This is a genomic window from Streptomyces sp. NPDC007896, assembly GCF_042959425.1.
Taxonomy (GTDB): domain Bacteria; phylum Actinomycetota; class Actinomycetes; order Streptomycetales; family Streptomycetaceae; genus Streptomyces.
This window is the reverse complement of sequence record NZ_JBIBKX010000016.1, coordinates 68211-85539: the sequence shown is the minus strand read 5'-3', so window position 1 is coordinate 85539 and position 17329 is coordinate 68211. Positions and strand designations below refer to the sequence as shown.

18 protein-coding genes are annotated in these 17329 nt (G+C 71.8%); 5 read left to right on the top strand and 13 right to left on the bottom strand.

Annotated elements, in window-relative coordinates; translation table 11 throughout:
* The first annotated feature begins 138 nt into the window (after positions 1–138).
* Positions 139–1533, top strand: coding sequence for a cystathionine beta-synthase (locus tag ACFZDJ_RS40255; RefSeq protein ID WP_385378860.1), 1395 nt, complete (start codon positions 139–141; stop codon positions 1531–1533).
* A 495-nt stretch (positions 1534–2028) separates the two neighbouring features.
* Here the strand turns inward: ACFZDJ_RS40255 and ACFZDJ_RS40250 are convergent, their stop codons facing one another.
* The 4 genes from ACFZDJ_RS40250 to ACFZDJ_RS40235 all read right to left on the bottom strand — a co-directional run bounded on the left by ACFZDJ_RS40250 (position 2029) and on the right by ACFZDJ_RS40235 (position 4825).
* Entirely contained in the window at positions 2029–2466 is a 438-nt protein-coding gene (locus ACFZDJ_RS40250; RefSeq protein ID WP_168492341.1) for a hypothetical protein, read from the bottom strand.
* Between the two features lie 153 nt (positions 2467–2619).
* A complete protein-coding gene (locus ACFZDJ_RS40245; RefSeq protein ID WP_391066862.1) occupies positions 2620–3285 on the bottom strand; it encodes a carbonic anhydrase in 666 nt (221 codons plus the stop codon).
* Positions 3286–3383: 98 nt separating this feature from the next.
* On the bottom strand, positions 3384–3929 hold the full coding sequence (locus ACFZDJ_RS40240; RefSeq protein ID WP_384908304.1) for a cysteine dioxygenase: 546 nt from the start codon (positions 3927–3929) through the stop codon (positions 3384–3386).
* The gene (locus ACFZDJ_RS40235) at positions 3926–4825 is read right to left on the bottom strand and encodes an amidohydrolase (RefSeq protein WP_390930094.1); all 900 of its coding nucleotides are present in this window, start codon (positions 4823–4825) and stop codon (positions 3926–3928) included. Before ACFZDJ_RS40235 ends, ACFZDJ_RS40240 begins: the two co-directional genes overlap by 4 nt.
* A gap of 237 nt (positions 4826–5062) precedes the next feature.
* Between ACFZDJ_RS40235 and ACFZDJ_RS40230 the strand changes: the two genes are divergently transcribed.
* The gene (locus ACFZDJ_RS40230) at positions 5063–6067 is read left to right on the top strand and encodes a LacI family DNA-binding transcriptional regulator (RefSeq protein ID WP_168509049.1); all 1005 of its coding nucleotides are present in this window, start codon (positions 5063–5065) and stop codon (positions 6065–6067) included.
* 307 nt (positions 6068–6374) lie between these two features.
* On the opposite strand, the gene ACFZDJ_RS40225 is transcribed toward ACFZDJ_RS40230, so the two are convergent.
* Genes ACFZDJ_RS40225 through ACFZDJ_RS40210 form a run of 4 tightly spaced genes read right to left on the bottom strand, consistent with a single transcriptional unit; the run spans position 6375 to position 9682 of the window.
* Positions 6375–7307 (bottom strand): glycine betaine ABC transporter substrate-binding protein, encoded by a 933-nt coding sequence (locus ACFZDJ_RS40225; protein WP_391066579.1) that lies wholly within the window; start codon positions 7305–7307, stop codon positions 6375–6377.
* A 14-nt stretch (positions 7308–7321) separates the two neighbouring features.
* Positions 7322–7993, bottom strand: coding sequence for an ABC transporter permease (locus ACFZDJ_RS40220; RefSeq protein ID WP_060898941.1), 672 nt, complete (start codon positions 7991–7993; stop codon positions 7322–7324).
* A 1-nt stretch (position 7994) separates the two neighbouring features.
* Positions 7995–8636, bottom strand: coding sequence for an ABC transporter permease (locus ACFZDJ_RS40215; RefSeq protein ID WP_168509046.1), 642 nt, complete (start codon positions 8634–8636; stop codon positions 7995–7997).
* The gene (locus ACFZDJ_RS40210) at positions 8633–9682 is read right to left on the bottom strand and encodes an ATP-binding cassette domain-containing protein (RefSeq protein WP_391066575.1); all 1050 of its coding nucleotides are present in this window, start codon (positions 9680–9682) and stop codon (positions 8633–8635) included. Before ACFZDJ_RS40210 ends, ACFZDJ_RS40215 begins: the two co-directional genes overlap by 4 nt.
* A gap of 142 nt (positions 9683–9824) precedes the next feature.
* Here ACFZDJ_RS40210 and ACFZDJ_RS40205 point away from each other — a divergent pair, with 142 nt between their 5' ends.
* The 3 genes from ACFZDJ_RS40205 to ACFZDJ_RS40195 all read left to right on the top strand — a co-directional run bounded on the left by ACFZDJ_RS40205 (position 9825) and on the right by ACFZDJ_RS40195 (position 13170).
* Entirely contained in the window at positions 9825–11519 is a 1695-nt protein-coding gene (locus ACFZDJ_RS40205; protein ID WP_391066572.1) for an aromatic amino acid lyase, read from the top strand.
* Between the two features lie 89 nt (positions 11520–11608).
* Entirely contained in the window at positions 11609–12442 is an 834-nt protein-coding gene (locus tag ACFZDJ_RS40200; protein ID WP_101408063.1) for a MurR/RpiR family transcriptional regulator, read from the top strand.
* A 158-nt stretch (positions 12443–12600) separates the two neighbouring features.
* Positions 12601–13170 (top strand): hypothetical protein, encoded by a 570-nt coding sequence (locus ACFZDJ_RS40195; RefSeq protein ID WP_097225659.1) that lies wholly within the window; start codon positions 12601–12603, stop codon positions 13168–13170.
* A gap of 23 nt (positions 13171–13193) precedes the next feature.
* Here the strand turns inward: ACFZDJ_RS40195 and ACFZDJ_RS40190 are convergent, their stop codons facing one another.
* From ACFZDJ_RS40190 to ACFZDJ_RS40170, 5 genes are all read right to left on the bottom strand, one after another.
* Entirely contained in the window at positions 13194–13568 is a 375-nt protein-coding gene (locus tag ACFZDJ_RS40190) for a hypothetical protein (RefSeq protein WP_054231414.1), read from the bottom strand.
* A 66-nt stretch (positions 13569–13634) separates the two neighbouring features.
* Complete coding sequence (locus ACFZDJ_RS40185) at positions 13635–14144, bottom strand: roadblock/LC7 domain-containing protein (protein ID WP_384908321.1); 510 nt, start codon at positions 14142–14144, stop codon at positions 13635–13637.
* 38 nt (positions 14145–14182) lie between these two features.
* Positions 14183–14914, bottom strand: coding sequence for a transcriptional regulator (locus ACFZDJ_RS40180; protein ID WP_385383618.1), 732 nt, complete (start codon positions 14912–14914; stop codon positions 14183–14185).
* Between the two features lie 143 nt (positions 14915–15057).
* Positions 15058–15456: a hypothetical protein gene (locus ACFZDJ_RS40175; RefSeq protein ID WP_054236907.1), complete on the bottom strand. Its 399-nt coding sequence runs from the start codon at positions 15454–15456 to the stop codon at positions 15058–15060.
* A gap of 279 nt (positions 15457–15735) precedes the next feature.
* The gene (locus ACFZDJ_RS40170; RefSeq protein WP_391066569.1) at positions 15736–17232 is read right to left on the bottom strand and encodes a diaminopimelate decarboxylase; all 1497 of its coding nucleotides are present in this window, start codon (positions 17230–17232) and stop codon (positions 15736–15738) included.
* Positions 17233–17329 lie beyond the last annotated feature (97 nt).

The following is a 17329-nucleotide window of genomic DNA, read 5'->3' as shown; positions in this document are numbered from 1 at the left end:
GCCGCCACCTCCTCGTAGCCGTACAACCACTGCTTGCCCCGTGGAGCAGGTCGGCCAATCTCAACGGCGAGTGAACCGTCACCCAGGGCCTTAGGCTGACGGGACCATTCCTGTTAAAACGCAGCTCCGGAGACAACGGTGCAATTCCACGACTCGATGATCAGTCTCGTCGGCAACACCCCGCTGGTGAGGCTCAACAACGTGACCGGGGGCATCCAGGCGACCGTCCTGGCGAAGGTCGAGTACTTCAACCCCGGCGGGTCCGTGAAGGACCGCATCGCCCTGCGCATGATCGAGGCCGCGGAGGAGAGCGGGGCCCTCAAGCCCGGCGGCACGATCGTCGAGCCGACCAGCGGAAACACCGGGGTCGGGCTGGCCATCGTGGCCCAGCAGAAGGGCTACAAGTGCATCTTCGTCTGCCCCGACAAGGTGAGCACCGACAAGATCAACGTGCTGCGGGCGTACGGCGCCGAGGTCGTCGTCTGCCCCACGGCCGTCGACCCGGAGCACCCGGACTCGTACTACAACGTCTCCGACCGGCTGGTCCGTGAGACGCCCGGCGCCTGGAAGCCCGACCAGTACTCCAACCCGAACAACCCCCTCTCGCACTATCACTCCACCGGCCCCGAGCTGTGGGAGCAGACGGAGGGGAAGATCACCCATTTCGTGGCGGGCGTCGGCACCGGCGGCACGATCTCCGGGACCGGGCGCTATCTGAAGGACGCGAGCGACGGCAAGGTCAAGGTCGTCGGCGCCGACCCGGAGGGGTCCGTGTACTCCGGCGGGTCCGGGCGGCCGTACCTCGTCGAGGGTGTCGGTGAGGACTTCTGGCCGACGGCCTACGACCGGACGGTCGCCGACGAGATCGTGGCCGTGTCCGACAAGGACTCCTTCCAGATGACGCGGCGGCTCGCGAAGGAGGAGGGGCTGCTGGTCGGCGGCTCCTGCGGGATGGCCGTGGTCGCCGCGCTGCGGGTGGCCGAGCGGCTCGGACCCGACGACGTCGTGGTCGTGCTGCTCCCCGACAGCGGGCGCGGTTACCTCAGCAAGATCTTCAACGACGAGTGGATGGCCGACTACGGGTTCCTGGAGGACTCCGGCCCGAGCGCGCGCGTCGCTGACGTCCTGAACGACAAGGCGGGCGGCACCATCCCCTCCCTCGTCCACATGCACCCGGACGAGACGGTCGGCGAGGCCATCGAGGTGCTGCGCGAGTACGGCGTCTCGCAGATGCCGATCGTCAAGCCGGGCGCCGGTCACCCGGACGTGATGGCCGCCGAGGTCGTCGGGTCGGTCGTCGAACGGGAGCTGCTCGACGCCCTGTTCACCCAGCGCGCCTCGTTGCAGGACCCGCTGGAGAAGCACATGTCGGCGCCGCTGCCGCAGGTCGGCTCCGGCGAACCGGTCGGCGACCTGATGTCCGTGCTCGGCAGCGCCGACGCGGCGATCGTGCTCGTCGAGGGCAAGCCCACCGGTGTCGTCAGCCGCCAGGACCTGCTGTCCTTCCTCGCCAAGGGCGGCGCCAAGCAGTAGGAGCCGATGGGCGTCCCGCGGGCAGGAAGGCGCCGGTCAGGGCGATTTCCGCAGGTGGCAGGAGGATATTTCCCGAAGTTCCCCTCCTGAGGGGGATCTTCCTGCCTTTCGGCAGGGAACTTCGCGGAAGTGGTACGAGCGCGTCACGTCCGCGCAGCACCCGCTTAACACGGGTCCGGCACATTAGTGGGTGTCGGCAGGGCGGGAGCGGCTCCCCGCCTCGGCCGACGCCAAAACGGCGCCAAGGACCTCCGGAGCGGCTCCCGGACCTCCATGGACGCCACGGACGCGCAAGCCCGGCCCTGACCCGGCCCGCGTCCCTCGCGGGGACCGCCGTCGTCCCGCCCCCCGGTAACGGGGGTGCGGCGGTCCCCGCGCAACACGTGGAGAGGGCCCGGCACCTGTCACAGGTGCCGGGCCCTTTCCACATGCACGCCGAAGTACCGCGCTCCAGGCCCCGCGTCCGCGGCATGATCCGCCGGACAGGACCTAGGCCTAGTCCTCCCAGTCGGAGCCCGACTTGCCCCGGCGGCGGCCGAAGAAGTTCGGGGTGACGCGCGCGGCCTGGACCACGTTGACGCCCACGATGCCGGCCCAGGCGACCAACAGGCCGGACAGATGCGCCACACCGCCGCCGATCGCGGACAGCGGGACCGCCAGGACCAGTGACACGATCCCGAAGCCGAAGCGCTCCCCCCACGAATCCGACGTCCCCTCCGGGGAGCGCGTACCGCGGGCCACCACCATCTGCTGCTCGGCCAGCTGCCGTCGTACCCGGCGGTCCACCGCGCCGTCGAGGCGCTGTTCGACCTTCTCCAGGAACGAGTCGACGAGCGCGGACTCGTATTCCTCGCCCAACTCCCTGCGTGCGTGCAGGGTGGCGTCGAGTTCCTTCTTCAGTTCGGCGTCGCCGCCCGCTTCCCTACCGGTCATGCTGTCCAGGTTAGGGAGCGACGGCCCCCGTGGCACTGGGGATAGCCCCCCTGTCGGGGCTGGGCTGCACCCCCGGTGGCGCAGCCGGGGCCAGTGCCCCGAGCGCGCCGGTCGCGTCGACCGCCGTGAGACCCGACATCCGCCGGACACGTTCTAGGGGAGGAGGGTGACCAGGCTGGAGTCGAGGTCGAACCGCGCGGCGGCCACATGCGCAGGAGTGAAGGCCGGGTCCGCCCGGATCGCGTCCCGGACCCAGGCCGCGTGCGCCCGCACGGTGTGGTCGGCCCAGTCCCCGGGCACCGCCCGGGTACGGAGCGCCGCGGGCGTGATCTCGTCCACCAGAAGGCCGAGATGGCCGGGCACGGGCGCCCCGGTACGGAGGTGTTCGAGCGTCGCCGCGACGGCCCCGCAGCGCTCGTGCCCCAGTACCAGGACGAGGGGGACGCCCAGCTCCTCCACCCCGTACTGGACGGACGCGAGGACCGCCTCGTCGAGCACCTGCCCTGCGGTCCTTATGCAGAGCAGGTCCCCGATCCCCTGGTCGAAGACCAGCTCGGGCGGGACGCGGGAGTCGATGCAGCCGACGACGACCGCGAACGGGTGCTGCCCGGCGGCGAGGACATGCCGCCGGGCGCGCTCCTCGTGCGGATGACGGGGACGTCCGGCGGCGTACCGCCGGTTGCCCGCGAGGAGTTCGTCGAGCGCCGCGCGGGCGGACGTAGGCCGGGAGCGGGGCGCGGCCGCGGCCGGAGTCGACGCGGTGGTGGTGAGTACGGAGGCGGTGGTCGCCGCCAGAAAGGCCCTGCGGTTCGAGGGCATGACGCTCCCCCAGGAGTTGTGCTTGTAGCGCCCCATCACCGTACGCACACGCACGCTCACCCTGAGTGTCGATTTGGTGATCCTTGATGGAATCGTCGTCAGATCATCGCTGCCCGGATACCGCCCCTTGATCCGGCGGCGGAGCTGTCCGCGGGGAGGTCCAGGGGCCGCAGTTCGTCCGCGTACGAGACGGAGATCCGGCGCATCAGGCCGTCTTCGGTGATGTCGTACTGGCCCAGGCGCCACAGCGGCGGCGAGTACGCGTGGATCGACACCGCGTCGTCGGTGGCGCCGGTGAGACGGTGGATGTGCTCGGGACCGAAGCAGAAGGACTCGCCCGTGCCGACGGTGACGGACAGATGGCTGCCGCCGATGCGCGGATTGGACTCGGTCAGCGCGCCCTGCACGACGCCGACCGCGCCGGAGGAGATGTCGTGGTCGTGCCAGCCGGTGTCGTTGCGCCGGGTCCAGCACAGCAGCCAGACATCGACGTACTCGTCGCGGTACAGCGACGCGTAGTGCCGCTCCTCGTCGGAGAACGCGACCTGTTCGCGCCAGAGTTCGGGACGGGTGGCGAGGTCGTCGACGAGGGCCTGGAGCTCGCGCTTGTCGAGCGTGCGGTCCGGCAGGGCCTCGTACGTCATGGGGTGGCTCCCTTCAGGAGGCGGGCGGGGTTGGCGGTGCGCAGGGCGTGGACGGCGGCGGCCGCGCCGAGGTCGGGGACGGTGGGGGAGGCGTAGGGGCGGTCGCTGCCGCTGACGACCACGTCGATGCCGACGGCCCGCACCAGCGCGTCCACGGCGCGCGTCCCGTACGACGAGGTCTCGTAGAAGGCGTCGAAGTCGACCTCGCCACGCCCGCCGCCGCGCGCCGCGAACCGTTCGCCGTGCAGCGGGGCGAGGCCCGCGAGGGCGGCGAAACAGACGCGCAGACGGGGGTGACGGGCGCGGCCGAAGGCGCGGAAGGCGAACCAGGACGCGTGCATCTGGTGGACGTACGGGACCAGCGCGGGCCACCAGGGCGGGGTGCCGGGGGTGGGCGGGGCCGTGCCCGGGTGGACGAACAGCGGCTTGTCGTGGCGGGTGAGGACGTCGAGGAGGGGCGCGCAGAAGTCCCAGCCGGCCGCGTCCAGCAGGGCGGTGGCGGGGAGCTGGAGGCCCGCGCAGCCCCGGCGGAGTTCGCGCTCGACCGCGTCCGGGTCTGTGTCCGGTTCCGCCAGGCAGGCCGAGGCCCAGACGCCGAAGGGGGCCGGGAGCGCGAGGGCGCCGTCGTGGAAGGCGGCGAGCAGCGGGGCGGCCTCGGCGGACGGCAGGTGTTCGATGCCGAGCGGGCTGGAGAGGGAGACCAGGGCCAGGTCCAGGCCGTCGGCGTGGGCGAGCGCGGTGCGGGCCGTGACGTCGTGGTCGGCCGGGTCGACCTCGTACGGCGGCTCGCCCGCCAGGTGCAGGGTCCAGCCGTCGAGGTACGGCGGTGCGGTGCGGGCGCGCAGCAGCTCGATGAAGGCGGGCGGCCAGATGTGCTGGTGGACGTCGGTGGGCACGCGGCGGTCCTTGCTGGGTGTACTGAGGTTAAGCGCTTCACTGATGCGATTAACTTAAGCGGTTAACAAGGGGGCGTCAAGCGTGCGGACGGGGCGGGAATGGGGTGCGGACGGGGCGCGGGCGGGGGTGGAGGCGGGGTGCGGGCGGGGGTCAGGCGGGGGTCGGCCGGAGGATCGGCCAGGGGCCGGCCGGGCCGTGCGCCCACAATGTGGACGCGTCCCGGTAGGCTTCCCGGCATGGCCAGGCCCAATAAGCGCACCACCCTCCGGGAGGTGGCCGAGGCCACGGGCCTCTCCACCGCCGCCGTCTCCTACGCCCTGCGTGGCAAGCACGTCTCGAAGGAGACCGAGGAACGGGTGCGCAAGGCCGCCGCCGACCTCGGCTACGAGGCGGACCCCATCGCCCGCGCCCTCGCCAGCGGTCGCACCAGCATGGTCGGTGTCCTCGCGGGCGACCTCCAGGACCTCTGGCAGCAGCAGCTGATGGCCGCCATCGGCCGGGAGCTGCTGGCCGGCGACCGCTACGCGCTGATCCTCGACGCGGGCGGTGACCCCGACCGTGAGCTGAAGCTCGCCAAGCAGCTGCGCGACCAGCGTGTCGACGCACTGCTGGTGTCGCCGGTGAACCCCTCGGCCGAGGGGTGGGCGGCGATCGCCGAGGCGTTGCCGGTGGTGGCCGTCGGCGACTCGCTCAGCACGGCCCGTACCGCCGGGCAGGTCATCTTCGACAACCGGGCCGGCATCGACTCGGTCCTGGAATATCTGTACGGGCTCGGTCATCGCCGGGTGACCGTGCTGACCCCGACCCGGCCGAGCACGCCGGACCGGCCCGCCGACGTGTACGTCCGCGAGGCCGCCGAACGGCTCGGGCTGCGTGCCGAACTGGTCCCCTGTCCGCAGGAGTTGGGCGAGGCCACGGTCGTCGCCCGACGCCTCCTGGACGGGCCCCGGCCCGCGACCGCCGTCTTCTGCTTCTCCGACTCACTGGCGTACGGGGTGTACGCCGCCGCCGCCGAGGCCTCGCTCTCCGTCGGCCGGGACATCTCCGTGGTCGGCTTCGACGACCACCCCGTGTCCCGGGTCCTCACCCCACCGCTGACCACGGTGGACTGGGGCCTCCCGGAGATCGCCGCGGAGGCCGCACGCCTGACCGTCGCGGCGATCGAGGGTAAACGGGTCCGGAAGAAGCGGATCCTGTGCGCGCCGACGATGAGCGAACGGGGCTCAGCGGTCCGGGTGTAACCCCACAAGGGTTTCGCCCCCGCCGCCCCCACCCGTCCCATCCCTACCTGAGGGCTCCGCCCCCAGACCCCCCGCCAGGGGCGCTGCGCCCCCTGGACCCCCGCACGGCCTGAACGGCCTCGTCCTCAAACGCCGGACGGGCTGAAGACGTGGGCCGGGGCGAGAGAGGCACGGCCTTTGGCCTCGCCCTCGAATGCCGGACGAACCCGGGGCTTTTAGGGGCGCGGGGAACTGCGCGACCAGCCCCCGCCCACCCGCGGCCGAAGAACCACCCACTGGGTCTGGGGCGCAGCCCCAAGGGAGGGAATCACGCCAGCTTCTTGCTCTTCAGCCACGCGTTCGCCACCGCGTCCGGGTCCTTCTTCTCCTTGTCCACCAGGCGGTTGAGCTTGGTCAGTTCATCGGAGGTGAGGACGTTGCCGAGGGTGGCCAGGGCCTTGCGGACCTTCGCGTCGGCCTTGCGGGAGGCGATGAGGGGGACGATGTGCTGGGAGGGGATCAGGTTGAGGGGGTCGGTGAGGACGACCCAGCCGTTCTCGATGACGTCCACGTCCGTGGTGAAGACGTTGGCGACGTCGATGTCGCCCTTCTTCAGGGCGCCCTTGACCAACGGGCCCGAGGAGTCGAGGGACTTGAACTCCTTGAACTCCACCCCGTAGCGGTCCTTGAGGCCCACCACACCGACGACCCGCTTCTTCATCTCGGCGGCGGCACCCAGGACCAGTTTGCCGTTGGCCTTGCGCAGGTCGGCGAGGGAGGTCAGACCGTACTTGGCCGCCGTCTCCTTGGTGACGGCGAAGCTGTCGCGGTCCTCGGCCGCCGCGTAGGGGAGGACTTCGAGGCCGCCGGGGAGCACGGTCGTCAGCGTGTTCTGCATCGCGCCGGCCTCGGTGTCCGTGGCCTTCGCGTCCAGGTACAGGAGCAGACTGCCCTGGTACTCGGGGAGGAGGTCGATGTCGCCGCCCTCCAGCGCGGGCACGACGATCTCGCGCGAGCCGAGGTTGGGGCGGACCTTCGTCTTGATGCCCGCGGCTCCCAGGACACCCGCGTACAGGTAGCCGAGGATCTGGTTCTCGGTGAAGTTGGCGGTGCCGATGGTCACGCCGCCGGCGCTGGATCCGGATCCGCCGCCGCTGCCGCCGCCGGAACCGTCCAGCGAGGTGATGCCGCTGCTGCATGCGGCCAGGGCGGGGACGGAGGCCGCGGCGAAGAGGCCGCCGAGCAGAGTCCTACGGTTCATGGTTCTTCGGCTCCTCAGTGGGCGGCGGTACGGCGGTGACGGAACAGGTAGCGCTGGAGTCCGGCCAGCGCGAGGTCGAGCACGACGGCGACGATCGCGACCAGCGCCGCCCCGCCGAGGACCTGGACGAGGTCGCGCTGCGCCAGGCCGTCGAAGACGTACCGGCCGAGGCCGCCGAAGCTGACGTACGCGGCGATCGTGGCGGTCGACACCACCTGGATGAGGGAGAGACGCAGGCCCGTCATGATCAGGGGGAGGGCGAGCGGGATCTCGACCTGGAAGAGGACCTGGTGGCCGCGCATGCCCTGCCCGCGCGCCGCGTCCTTGACCTCCGGGTCGACGGCGCTCATGCCGGCGTAGGTGTTGGTGACGATGGCCGGTACCGCGAGGACGACAAGGGCCACGTACACCGACCACAGGGACAGGCCGCTGACCAGGAAGACCAGGACGACCAGGCCCACGGTCGGCAGCGCGCGGCCGAAGGAGGACAGGTTGATGGCGAGGAACGCTCCCTTGCCGGTGTGACCGATCAGCAGGCCCAGCGGCAGCGCGATCGCGGCCGCGATGAGCGTGGCGAGGAGCGAGTACTCCAGGTGCTCCGCGATGCGGTGCGCGATGCCGTCGGTGCCGGCCCACTGATCGCCGCTGACCAGCCACTTGGCGAGGTTCTTGAAGAGTTCGTACATGTCAGGCTCGCCGCCTCGTCCACGGAGTGAGTACGTACTGGATCGCGACCAGCAGCGCGTCCGCGACCAGCGCGAGCAGCAGGGTCAGGACCACGCCGACGATCACCGGCGTCGGGAAGTTGCGCTGGAAGCCGTCCGTGAAGAGCTGGCCGAGTCCACCGTCGCCGATGTAGGTGGCGACGGAGACCAGGGAGATCGACATGACCGTCGCGATCCGCACGCCCGCCATGATCACGGGGAGGGCGAGCGGGAGTTCGACGGTGAGCAGGGTCCGCAGCGGGCGGGTGCCCATCGCCTTGGCGGCTTCCTTGGTCTTCACGGGGACCGAGTCGAGGCCCTCGACCGTGTTCCGGAGCAGGACGACCAGGGTGTAGACCGTCAGGCCGATGACCGTGGTGGTGCGGGTCAGGCCGCTCACCGGGAGCAGGAGGACGAAGATCGCGATCGACGGGATCGTGAACAGGACGTTCGAGAGGCCGAGGAGGACGCCGCGCAGGGCGCGCACCCGGTGGGCCACGACGGCCAGCGGGAGAGAGATCAGCAGGCCGAAGAAGACGGCCAGCAGCGCGGCCTGGAGGTGGGAGAGGGCGAGGGAGGCGAGGTCGTGGGTGTGGTCGCCTATCCAGGACCAGTCGACGGTCATATCGCCACGCTCGCGGTGCCGTGGGTGCCGTGCGCCTTGCTCGCGTGCTCATGGATGTCGTCGCGGGAGGTGACGCCGGTGAGCACGCCGTCGGCGTCCACACGTGCCACCAGTCCGGTGGGCGAGGCGACGGACTCGTTGAGCGCCGCCAGCAGGGAGTCGGTGTCCTTGAGCGGTCGTACGGGGAGTTCGGCGTCGTCCGCCGTCGCACGCCAGTGCCGCGGCTTGCGGGCCTCGTCGAGGACGAGGGTCCAGGCGCCGCCCTCGGGGGCCGGGCCCTGCGGTACGTCGGCGAGGTGCTGGAGCGAGAGGAGCTTCAGGCCCCGCTCGGCGCCGAGGAAGTCGGCGACGAAGTCGTCCGCGGGGCGGGCGAGCAGGTCGGCCGGGGTCGCGCACTGCACCAGATGGCCGCCGGTGCGGAAGATCGCGATCTGGTCGCCGAGCCGGACGGCCTCGTCGATGTCGTGGGTGACGAAGACGATGGTCTTGCTGAGCTCCTTCTGGAGGCGGAGCAGTTCGTCCTGGAGCTGGGTGCGGACGACCGGGTCGACCGCGCCGAAGGGCTCGTCCATGAGCAGGACGGGCGGGTCGGCGGCGAGCGCGCGGGCCACGCCGACGCGCTGCTGCTGGCCGCCGGAGAGCTGGTGCGGGTAGCGCTTGCCGGCGTCGGCGGCGAGACCGACGGTCTCCAGGAGCTCGGCCGCCCGCGCCCTGGCCTTCTTGCGGCCCCAGCCCAGCAGCAGCGGCACGGTGGCGATGTTGTCGAGCACCGTGCGGTGCGGGAAGAGGCCGGCCTGCTGGATGACGTAACCGATGGAACGGCGCAGTTCGGCCGCGTCCTGCTCGAGGACGTCCTTGCCGCCGACGCGGATGGTGCCGGAGGTCGGATCGACCATCCGGTTGATCATCCGCAGGGTGGTGGTCTTACCGCAACCGGAAGATCCGACGAGGACGGTCACGCCGCCTTCCGGCATCTCCAGAGAGAGGTCGTGGACTGCGGTGGTGCCGTTGGGGAAGCGCTTGTGGACCGTGTCGAACTGGATCATGAGGTGTCCCTTGCCCGGTCTGCATATCGTCATGCAGAGTTCTCTGTACCTGAATAGGTTGTCAACGGTCCGGTGTTAATCGCTGGTTACTTATGACCGCCAGGCAAGATCCAATGTCGGGATTGAGGGGAGTTTGAGCTCTATGTCGTCTCGGAATGCGGACACGCCGCGTGCGGTGGTGGCCGGTCTCACCGCCGGTCTGGTGGTGCTCGACGGGTGCAGCACCGGTGTCGCCGACATCGTGCGGCTCGCCGACGGGGCCGCACGGCCCGTTCCCGGCACCGAGGCGATGAAGCGCGTCGAGCAGTCCTGGGACGCCGCCCGGCAGATCGCCGCCACCGGTCGCGTCTACGGGCGCTCCACCGGCGTCGGCGCCAACCGGAACGAGGACGTGCCGACCGAGGCCGCCGCCGAGCACGGCCTGCGCCTGCTGCGCAGCCACGCCGGTGCCATCGGCGAGGAGCTCCCCGCCCGCCAGGTTCGGGCCATGCTCGCCGTCCGCGCCAACCAGCTCCTGGCGGGCGGAGCGGGCCTGCGGCCCACCGTCGTCACGGCTCTGTGCGAGGCCCTGGAGACCGGCGCGTACCCGGTCGTGAACGAGTTCGGGTCGGTGGGTACGGGGGACATCGCGGCGCTGGCCCAGGTGGGGCTGGCGCTGGTGGGGGAGCATCCCTGGCGGGGGCCGGACGGCTCACGGACGTCGTCCGTGTCGGCCGTACCGTCCGAGTCGCGGTCCCCGGAGCAGGGTGCGCCGCCCCAGGTACAGGCTCCGTCGGTCCAGGCCCAGGGGCTGTCGCCGCTCGGTCTCGGGGAGAGGGTGGCGTCCTTCGGGGAGGAGGTGTCGTCCGTCGGGCAGGGACTGCCCCCCGAACCCCAGCCCCTCGACAACAACGACGCCCTCGCCCTCATCAGCAGCAACGCCCTCACCCTCGGGCAGTCCGCGCTCGCCCTGGACGAGCTGCGGGGGCTGATCGAGGCCACACAGGTCGTCGCCGCGCTGTCACTGCTGGCCGTCGACGGATCGCACGAGGCGTACGCGGCACCCGTGCACGCCGCGCGCCCGCACAAGGGCTCGGCCGAAGTGGCCCGTCGGATGCGGGAGTTGATCGGAGCGGCGGACCGGCCCACCCCGCCGCTCGGGCGGATCCAGGACCCGTACGGCTTCCGGTGCGTCCCGCAGATCCACGGGCCCGCGCAGGACGCCGCGGACGCCCTCGAAGAGGTCCTGGTCGTCGAGATCAACGCCGCCGCCGAGAACCCCCTCATCTCGCCCGAGGACATGGCCGCGTACCACCACGGCGGCTTCTACCAGGCCCAACTCGCCCTCGCCCTCGACCACTTCAGACTCGCCGTCACACAGGTGGCGCGGCTGTCGACCTCCCGGCTCTCCACCCTCAACGAACCCGCCTACACCCGCCTGCGCCCCTTCCTCGCCGACCACGAGCCCGCGTCCTCCGGCGTGATGATCCTGGAGTACGCCGCCGCGGCCGCCCTCGGCGACCTGCGCGCCTTCTCCGCGCCCGCCTCGCTCGGCCACGCTGTACTCTCCCGGGGCGTCGAGGAACAGGCGAGCTTCGCCTCGCTCGCCGCACGGCAGACACTGCGGGCGTGCGGTGCCTACCGTCTCGTCGTGGGCTGCGAACTGGTCTCCGCCGTACGGGCGCTGCGCCAGCGCGATCTGCGGCCCGACCCGGAGCTGCCGGTCGGACGGGCGATGGAACTGGCCGAGTCCGTGCTCGGCCTGGACCAGACCGACCGGCCGCTGACGGACGACGTGACGGCGGCGGCCGCGCTGCTCGACCGGTTCACGGACATCTGGAGGGGGAGCGAGTCATGAGCGTGGACAGGAGCATGGACGTGAGCGCGGAGGCGAAGGCCGGGGTGAAGGCCGACGTGAAGGCCGGCGTGAATGCCGACGAGAGTGTGATGGACAGTCCCGCCGGGCGGCTGCAGGCGCTCTTCGAGGGGCACCGGCTGACGCCCACCCAGCGGCGCATCGCGCACAGCATGGTGCGCAGCGCCGCCGACGTGCCGTTCCTCTCCAGCGTCGAACTCGCCGAACTCGCCGGGGTCAGCCAGCCCTCAGTCACCCGCTTCGCGGTCGCGCTCGGCTTCGACGGCTACCCGGCGCTGCGCAAGCACCTGCGCGAGGTCGCGCCCACCGAACAGTCGGCGACCCCGGGCTCGTACAACGAGTACCAGCAGGCCGTCGAGGCCGAGATCGAGAACCTGAAGCACCTCGCCGAGGTGCTCGCCGACCCGCGCCCGGTGCAGCGCGCCGGACGGCTGCTCGCCGCCTCCCGTCCGCTCCCGGTGCTCGGACTGCGCGCCGCCGCCTCCCAGGCGTACGGCTTCGCGTACTTCGCCGCCAAGGTCCACCCGGACGTACGGCTGCTGCACGAGGGCGGCACCATGCTGCACGACCGCATCGACGCGGCCGTGCACGCCGGAGCCACCGCCCTGCTCTGCTTCGCGCTGCCCCGCCACCCGCGCGAGGTCGTGGACTCGCTCGCCTACGCCAAGGGGGCCGGGCTGACGGTGGTGACGGTCGCGGACTCCGCGTTCGCGCCGGTCGCCAAGGTTTCGGACCTGCTCCTGCCCGCCGCCGTCGGCACCGGGCTCGCCTTCGACACGGCCTGCTCCCCGATGCTCCTCGGGCGCGTCCTTCTGGAAGCGATGTGCGACGACATCCCGGACGCCCAGACGCGGCTGGAGGAGTTCGACGCGCGGGCGGCGGCCAGGGGCCTGTTCGTGGAGTAGCCGCGGTCCCATGCGGGGGTCGGGGTTCGGCGGAGCAGTCACGGTTCGGTGGAGTGGCCCCGCTTCTCAGACTCGTCTCACCTTCGCTCGTTAGCGTGCGCGCCCAAAGACGCTGAAGACGCAAGCAGCCGAAGACGCAAGCACGGGAGGCGGAGAACGTGGCGCGCGGAGGACAGGGCCTGGCTCGGGTGGCCGTCGTGGTGAGAGCCGGGGCGGCACCACTGTGGTGGTTCGGGGTGTTCGCGGCCGGTATCGGGGTGCTGTTGCCGGGGCTGACCGGACGCCGGATCGGGGTCATGGCCGGGGCCGCGCTGTTCATCCTCGCGGCGGTCGTGGTGGCGTACACCCGCAGGAAGCGGTACGCCGCACTCGTCCGCTCGGCCGCACGCGCGAGCAAGCAGGACGTGCTCCAGGACCGGGCCGTGACGGTACGCAACTGGCGCCGGGGCCATCGCTGGTGGCTGCTGCTCGCCTTCGTGGCCGCGCTCGGCAGCTCCTTCGCGGTGCCCGCCGCGGGCGGCATGCTGCTCGCCGGTGCGGGCGTCGGGCTGTGGCTGAAGGCCGGCTGGCTCGGGCGCCGGGAACGCGCCGAGGAGGCGCTGATCTGGGTGCGCGTCGACTGGCTCGGCCGACGTGCCGGTGCTCCCGCCGGAAAGCCGGTCAAGGCCTGCCGGAGCACCGGAGTGGCGGCCGGCGACGCCGCGCCCGGCGGAGCGCGACGCCGCTGACCCGAGGCGGCGACTGGGGGTCGCTACACCTCGAGGTCCGCCTCGATCCTCTTCAGCTGGTGCCGGGCCATCGCCAGGTTGGACCGCTTGGCGTCGAGGACCAAGTACAGGAAGAGCCCGTTGCCGCCGCGCCCCTTGATCAGCCGGATCAGGTGGTACTGGTCGGACAGCGTGATCAGGATGTCCTCGATCTCGCCCTTCAGCCCGAGGTGCTCCATGGTGCGGATCTTGGCGCGGACCACGTCGGTGTTGCCGGCCGCCGCCACGGTGAGGTCGAAGCCCTTGCTGCCGCCGATCGTGCCCAGCGCCATTCCGCTGGTGTAGTCGACGAGGGCGGCTCCGGTCGCACCCTCGATGGAGGCGAGTGCTTCCTTCAGCGCGGTTTCGGTGTTGGTCATGGTGTGGTTCTTCCTTTCGGGTTGTCGGCCCGACTTTTCGGTCCGACTCTCGGTCCGACTCTTCGGTCAGCTTTCCGATGTGGTGGGGGTGTTGGGGGTGGGGGTCGGGGGCGTGCGGGGCGTGCCGCGCGCCGTACGGGTGCGCGTCGGCATGGAGGCGGGCCGCGCGGGAGCCCGCGCCGGGGCGACCGGTTCACCGCGCGCCGTCGCGGCCTCCACGAGCTCGCCGATCCGGGTGCCGGAACGGCGCCCCTCCAGATGCAGCCGGCCGACATTGACCCGGTCCTGGGCCAGCAGCGTCAGCACGGCGGAGCCGCCCGCCGCGTACGTCGCCACATAGCCGTCGACGCCGCGCACCAGCAGTTCGCGGAACTCGCCCTGCCCGGTGGCGTCCGCCATCCGCACGGCCACCCCCAGCGCGGCCGCGGTGAGCGCGGCCACGCCCTCGGGCTCCACTCCGGGCGTGTCGTGGGCGAGTACGAGTCCGTCGACGCTGGCCGCCAGCGCACCGGTCAACTGGGGCACGCGGGCCCTCAACCGGTGCAGCTCGTCGAGGACTTCGGGTTCCGCCGCCATCAGCAGTCTCCTCTCGGCACGCTGTCGCAGCGCGCGGATCACAGGGCCTCCAGCGCGTCTCGGAGCCGGCGCAACAACGCGACGTCGGGATCGGCGGAAGACTGGGTGAGCACCTTGGGCAACGGCGCACGCTCCGGCGCGTTCGCCGCCGTGACGAACCCGGCCGCGGCCAGCCGGCGGACGTCGACGAGGGTGTGGAACGCGGGCCGCCCCAGGGCGAGCGAGATGTCCGACGCGGTCCGCAGACCGTCCACCCGGCCGAGCACGGCCCACTGGCGCAGGGGGACCGACGGCTCGGCGGCGCGCCGGGCGCGCGCCAACGGGGCGGTGTCCGTCGCCGGGTCGGGCCAGACCCGGTGCAGCAGCTGGCGGCGGCGCAGCGTCTCACGCTCCACCGCGGCCACGGACACGGGACGCACCGGACCGAGCCAGTGCGCGGCCCCGTACCGGAACCGGGCCGGAGTGCTGCTCGGCCCCAGCACGAAGTACGCCGCGTCGTACAGCGCCCCGAGATGGCACAGCTCCAGCGCGCCCTCGGCGATCCGGCCGCGCTCGACCAGGAACCGCCCGACCCGCCGCCGCGCCCCGGCCTCGGCGACCGCCTCCCGCCAGGACTCGGCCGCCAGCACTCCGCGCGCGGTGAGCAGCACGTCGAGCGAGGGGGTGGCGGGGCTCTCGGCGTGCACGACCTCGCCGTCACAGAGGTAGAGCACCCCGCGCTCACGCACCAGCACGCCGGTGGCCCGCTCGGCGGCGAGTCGGCTGAGCATGGGCGAGAGGCCGACGGGGACCGCCGCCCTGTCGGTGTCGGTGTCGGTGTCGGTGCTGGTGTTGGTGTCGTTGTGCTTGTCGTGGTCTTGGCCGCTGTCCTTGCGCACGGCGAGTTCGAGTGCGGGCGGTGTTCTGACCGTCGTCATCCCAGCACCAGCCGTCCTGCCATCTCACCGAGCCGGATCCGGGCCAGCGCGAGATTGCCGTCCGCCCGGTCCAGCCACAGATGCAGGAACACGCTGCTGTCGAACGTGGTCCTGACGAACCGCAGCAGGTGGTAGCTGTCACGGTTGCTGACGATCAGGTCCTCGACCGGGGTCTCCTGCTCGGACCAGTCGGACCCGTCGGACGGGGCGAACGCCTTGTGCTCCGCGGCGAGCCGGGCGAGCTCGGCCGCTTCCGCCGCGGTCGTCTCGTGGTCACCGCCCGGGGCGTCCCCGACCGTGCCCAGGGCCAGCCCGCTGGTCCAGTCGACCACCGCGGCGCCCCGGGCACCGGGCAGTCGCATGGCTTCCAGTAGGCACTCGTCGATTCCGGGCACCACGTATCCCCTCCCGCCAAAGGGTTCGGCCGAGTGACGCCGAAGTTACGCAACGTGTGCGCTACGGGTGAGGGATCTGGCATTTTCCTGTGGAACATGCGCGCGGTGGCTAAGGTGGGTCAACTGACCATATTTTCAGCCCTCTTGGCGCTGTTCGGATGCTGGTGAGAGCGTTGTGAAGGCGCACCGGAGGGCGCTCGCAGGTCCACAGGGGTGCGCGGCGAGGCCAGGCACGCCGTGTTCTATTTCGGGGCGCCGGGTGCCGCCGGGTGCCGGGTGCTACAGCGCCGTGAGCGCTGTCGGCCGCGCGCCGCCCGACTCGGCGACGATCTCCTCGACGCCCTGCGGCTCCCGTACGACCGCGAACCGCACGTCCGTACTCCTGCCGCCGTCGCGGTTCCCGCCCTCGACCGACGCGAAGCCGTAAACGCCCGGCCGGGCCAGGGAGTTGTACGCGTAATGGTGGGCGAAGTAGTACGCGCCCGTGTCCAACGCCGCCGCGTAGTCGCCCTGTTCGAGCAGCGGGAGCGCGCGCCCCTCGGCGAGCAGGTCGCCCGCGAAACAGGCGGGCCCCGCGATGTCCTGGACGACGTCCGGCCCCGCCTTGGGGTACCCCAACGCGTCGTACGCGGCGATCCGCAGCGGCCAGGACCCGGGCGCGTACACCGTGCGGGTCGCGATCTGCACCCCGGCGTGCGTGACCGCGACCGGCCGGCCTCCGGCGGACTTCGCGTACTCGACCCGCGCGACCACGGTCCCGTGCTTGGCCAGCAGCGACCGCCCGAACTCGGTGACCAGCCCGTACCGCCCGTCGAAGAGCCCCGGCACCGCCTCGGCGAGCAGCCGTGCGTACTGCGCGTACGTCGGGGTCGTGACGTCGGAGCCGAAGTTGACCGGCAGTCCGCCGCCGATGTCGAGCGTGTCGATCTGCTGCCGCCCGACACGCCGGTTGATCTCCTCGGCAAGCGCGTACGTCTCCGCGATCCCCCGTGCCATCAGTGAGAGCGGAATGCCCTGCGATCCGGTGTGCGCGTGCAGCCGGGTCAGCCACGGCCGGTCGGCGTACGCCTGGACGATCCACTCCCGGGCGCCCTCGTCGCGCAGCGCGACCCCGAACTTCGAGGTTGCCGTCGCCGTGGACAACGCCTCGATGGAACCCCCGCCGACCTGCGGGTTCACGCGGATTCCGATGGGGGAGCGGGGGTGTAGCGGTGATCCCGCGGGACCGCCGTTCGGCCCGTCGGGCAGGTCCCCGACCAGGTCGTCGATGCGATCCAGCTCCTGCGGGTTGTCCGCGTTGACGGCGATGCCAAGTGCCAGCGCCTCGCGCAGTTCGGCGATCGTCTTGGCGGGTGAGTCGAGCACGGTCTCGGAGGGCGGCACGCCGGCCGCCCGTGCGAGGGCGAGCTCGCCGGGGCTCGCGACCTCCGCGCCGATGCCGTGCTCGTGCAGCAGCCGCAGTACGGGCACCAGCGGGGTCGCCTTCACCGCGAAGGCGTGCAGCACGGGTGTGCCCGGCGCCGTCACCGCGTCGAAGGCGGCCCGCAGTTCCGCCACCGAGGCCTTGATGCCGGGAACGTCGAGGAGGGCGATGATGGGGGCCTCGGGCCCCAGCAGTCCATGCTCCACGGCGGCCCGGACGGCATCGTCGCGCCGCGCCACGCGATCGGAGCCGGACTCGCCCCCGCCCGCCGAAGGCGCCCCACCCGAAGGCGCCCCGGTCGCCGAAGCCCCACCCGAAGGCGCCGCCACTGAAGAGATCCCGGTCGAAGGCATCCCGGTCGAAGGCGTCCCCGCCGAAGACACCCCGGTCACTGCCGCCCCATCGCTCACTGAATCCTCCGTCGTGTCCCTGTCTGTACCCATACATCCC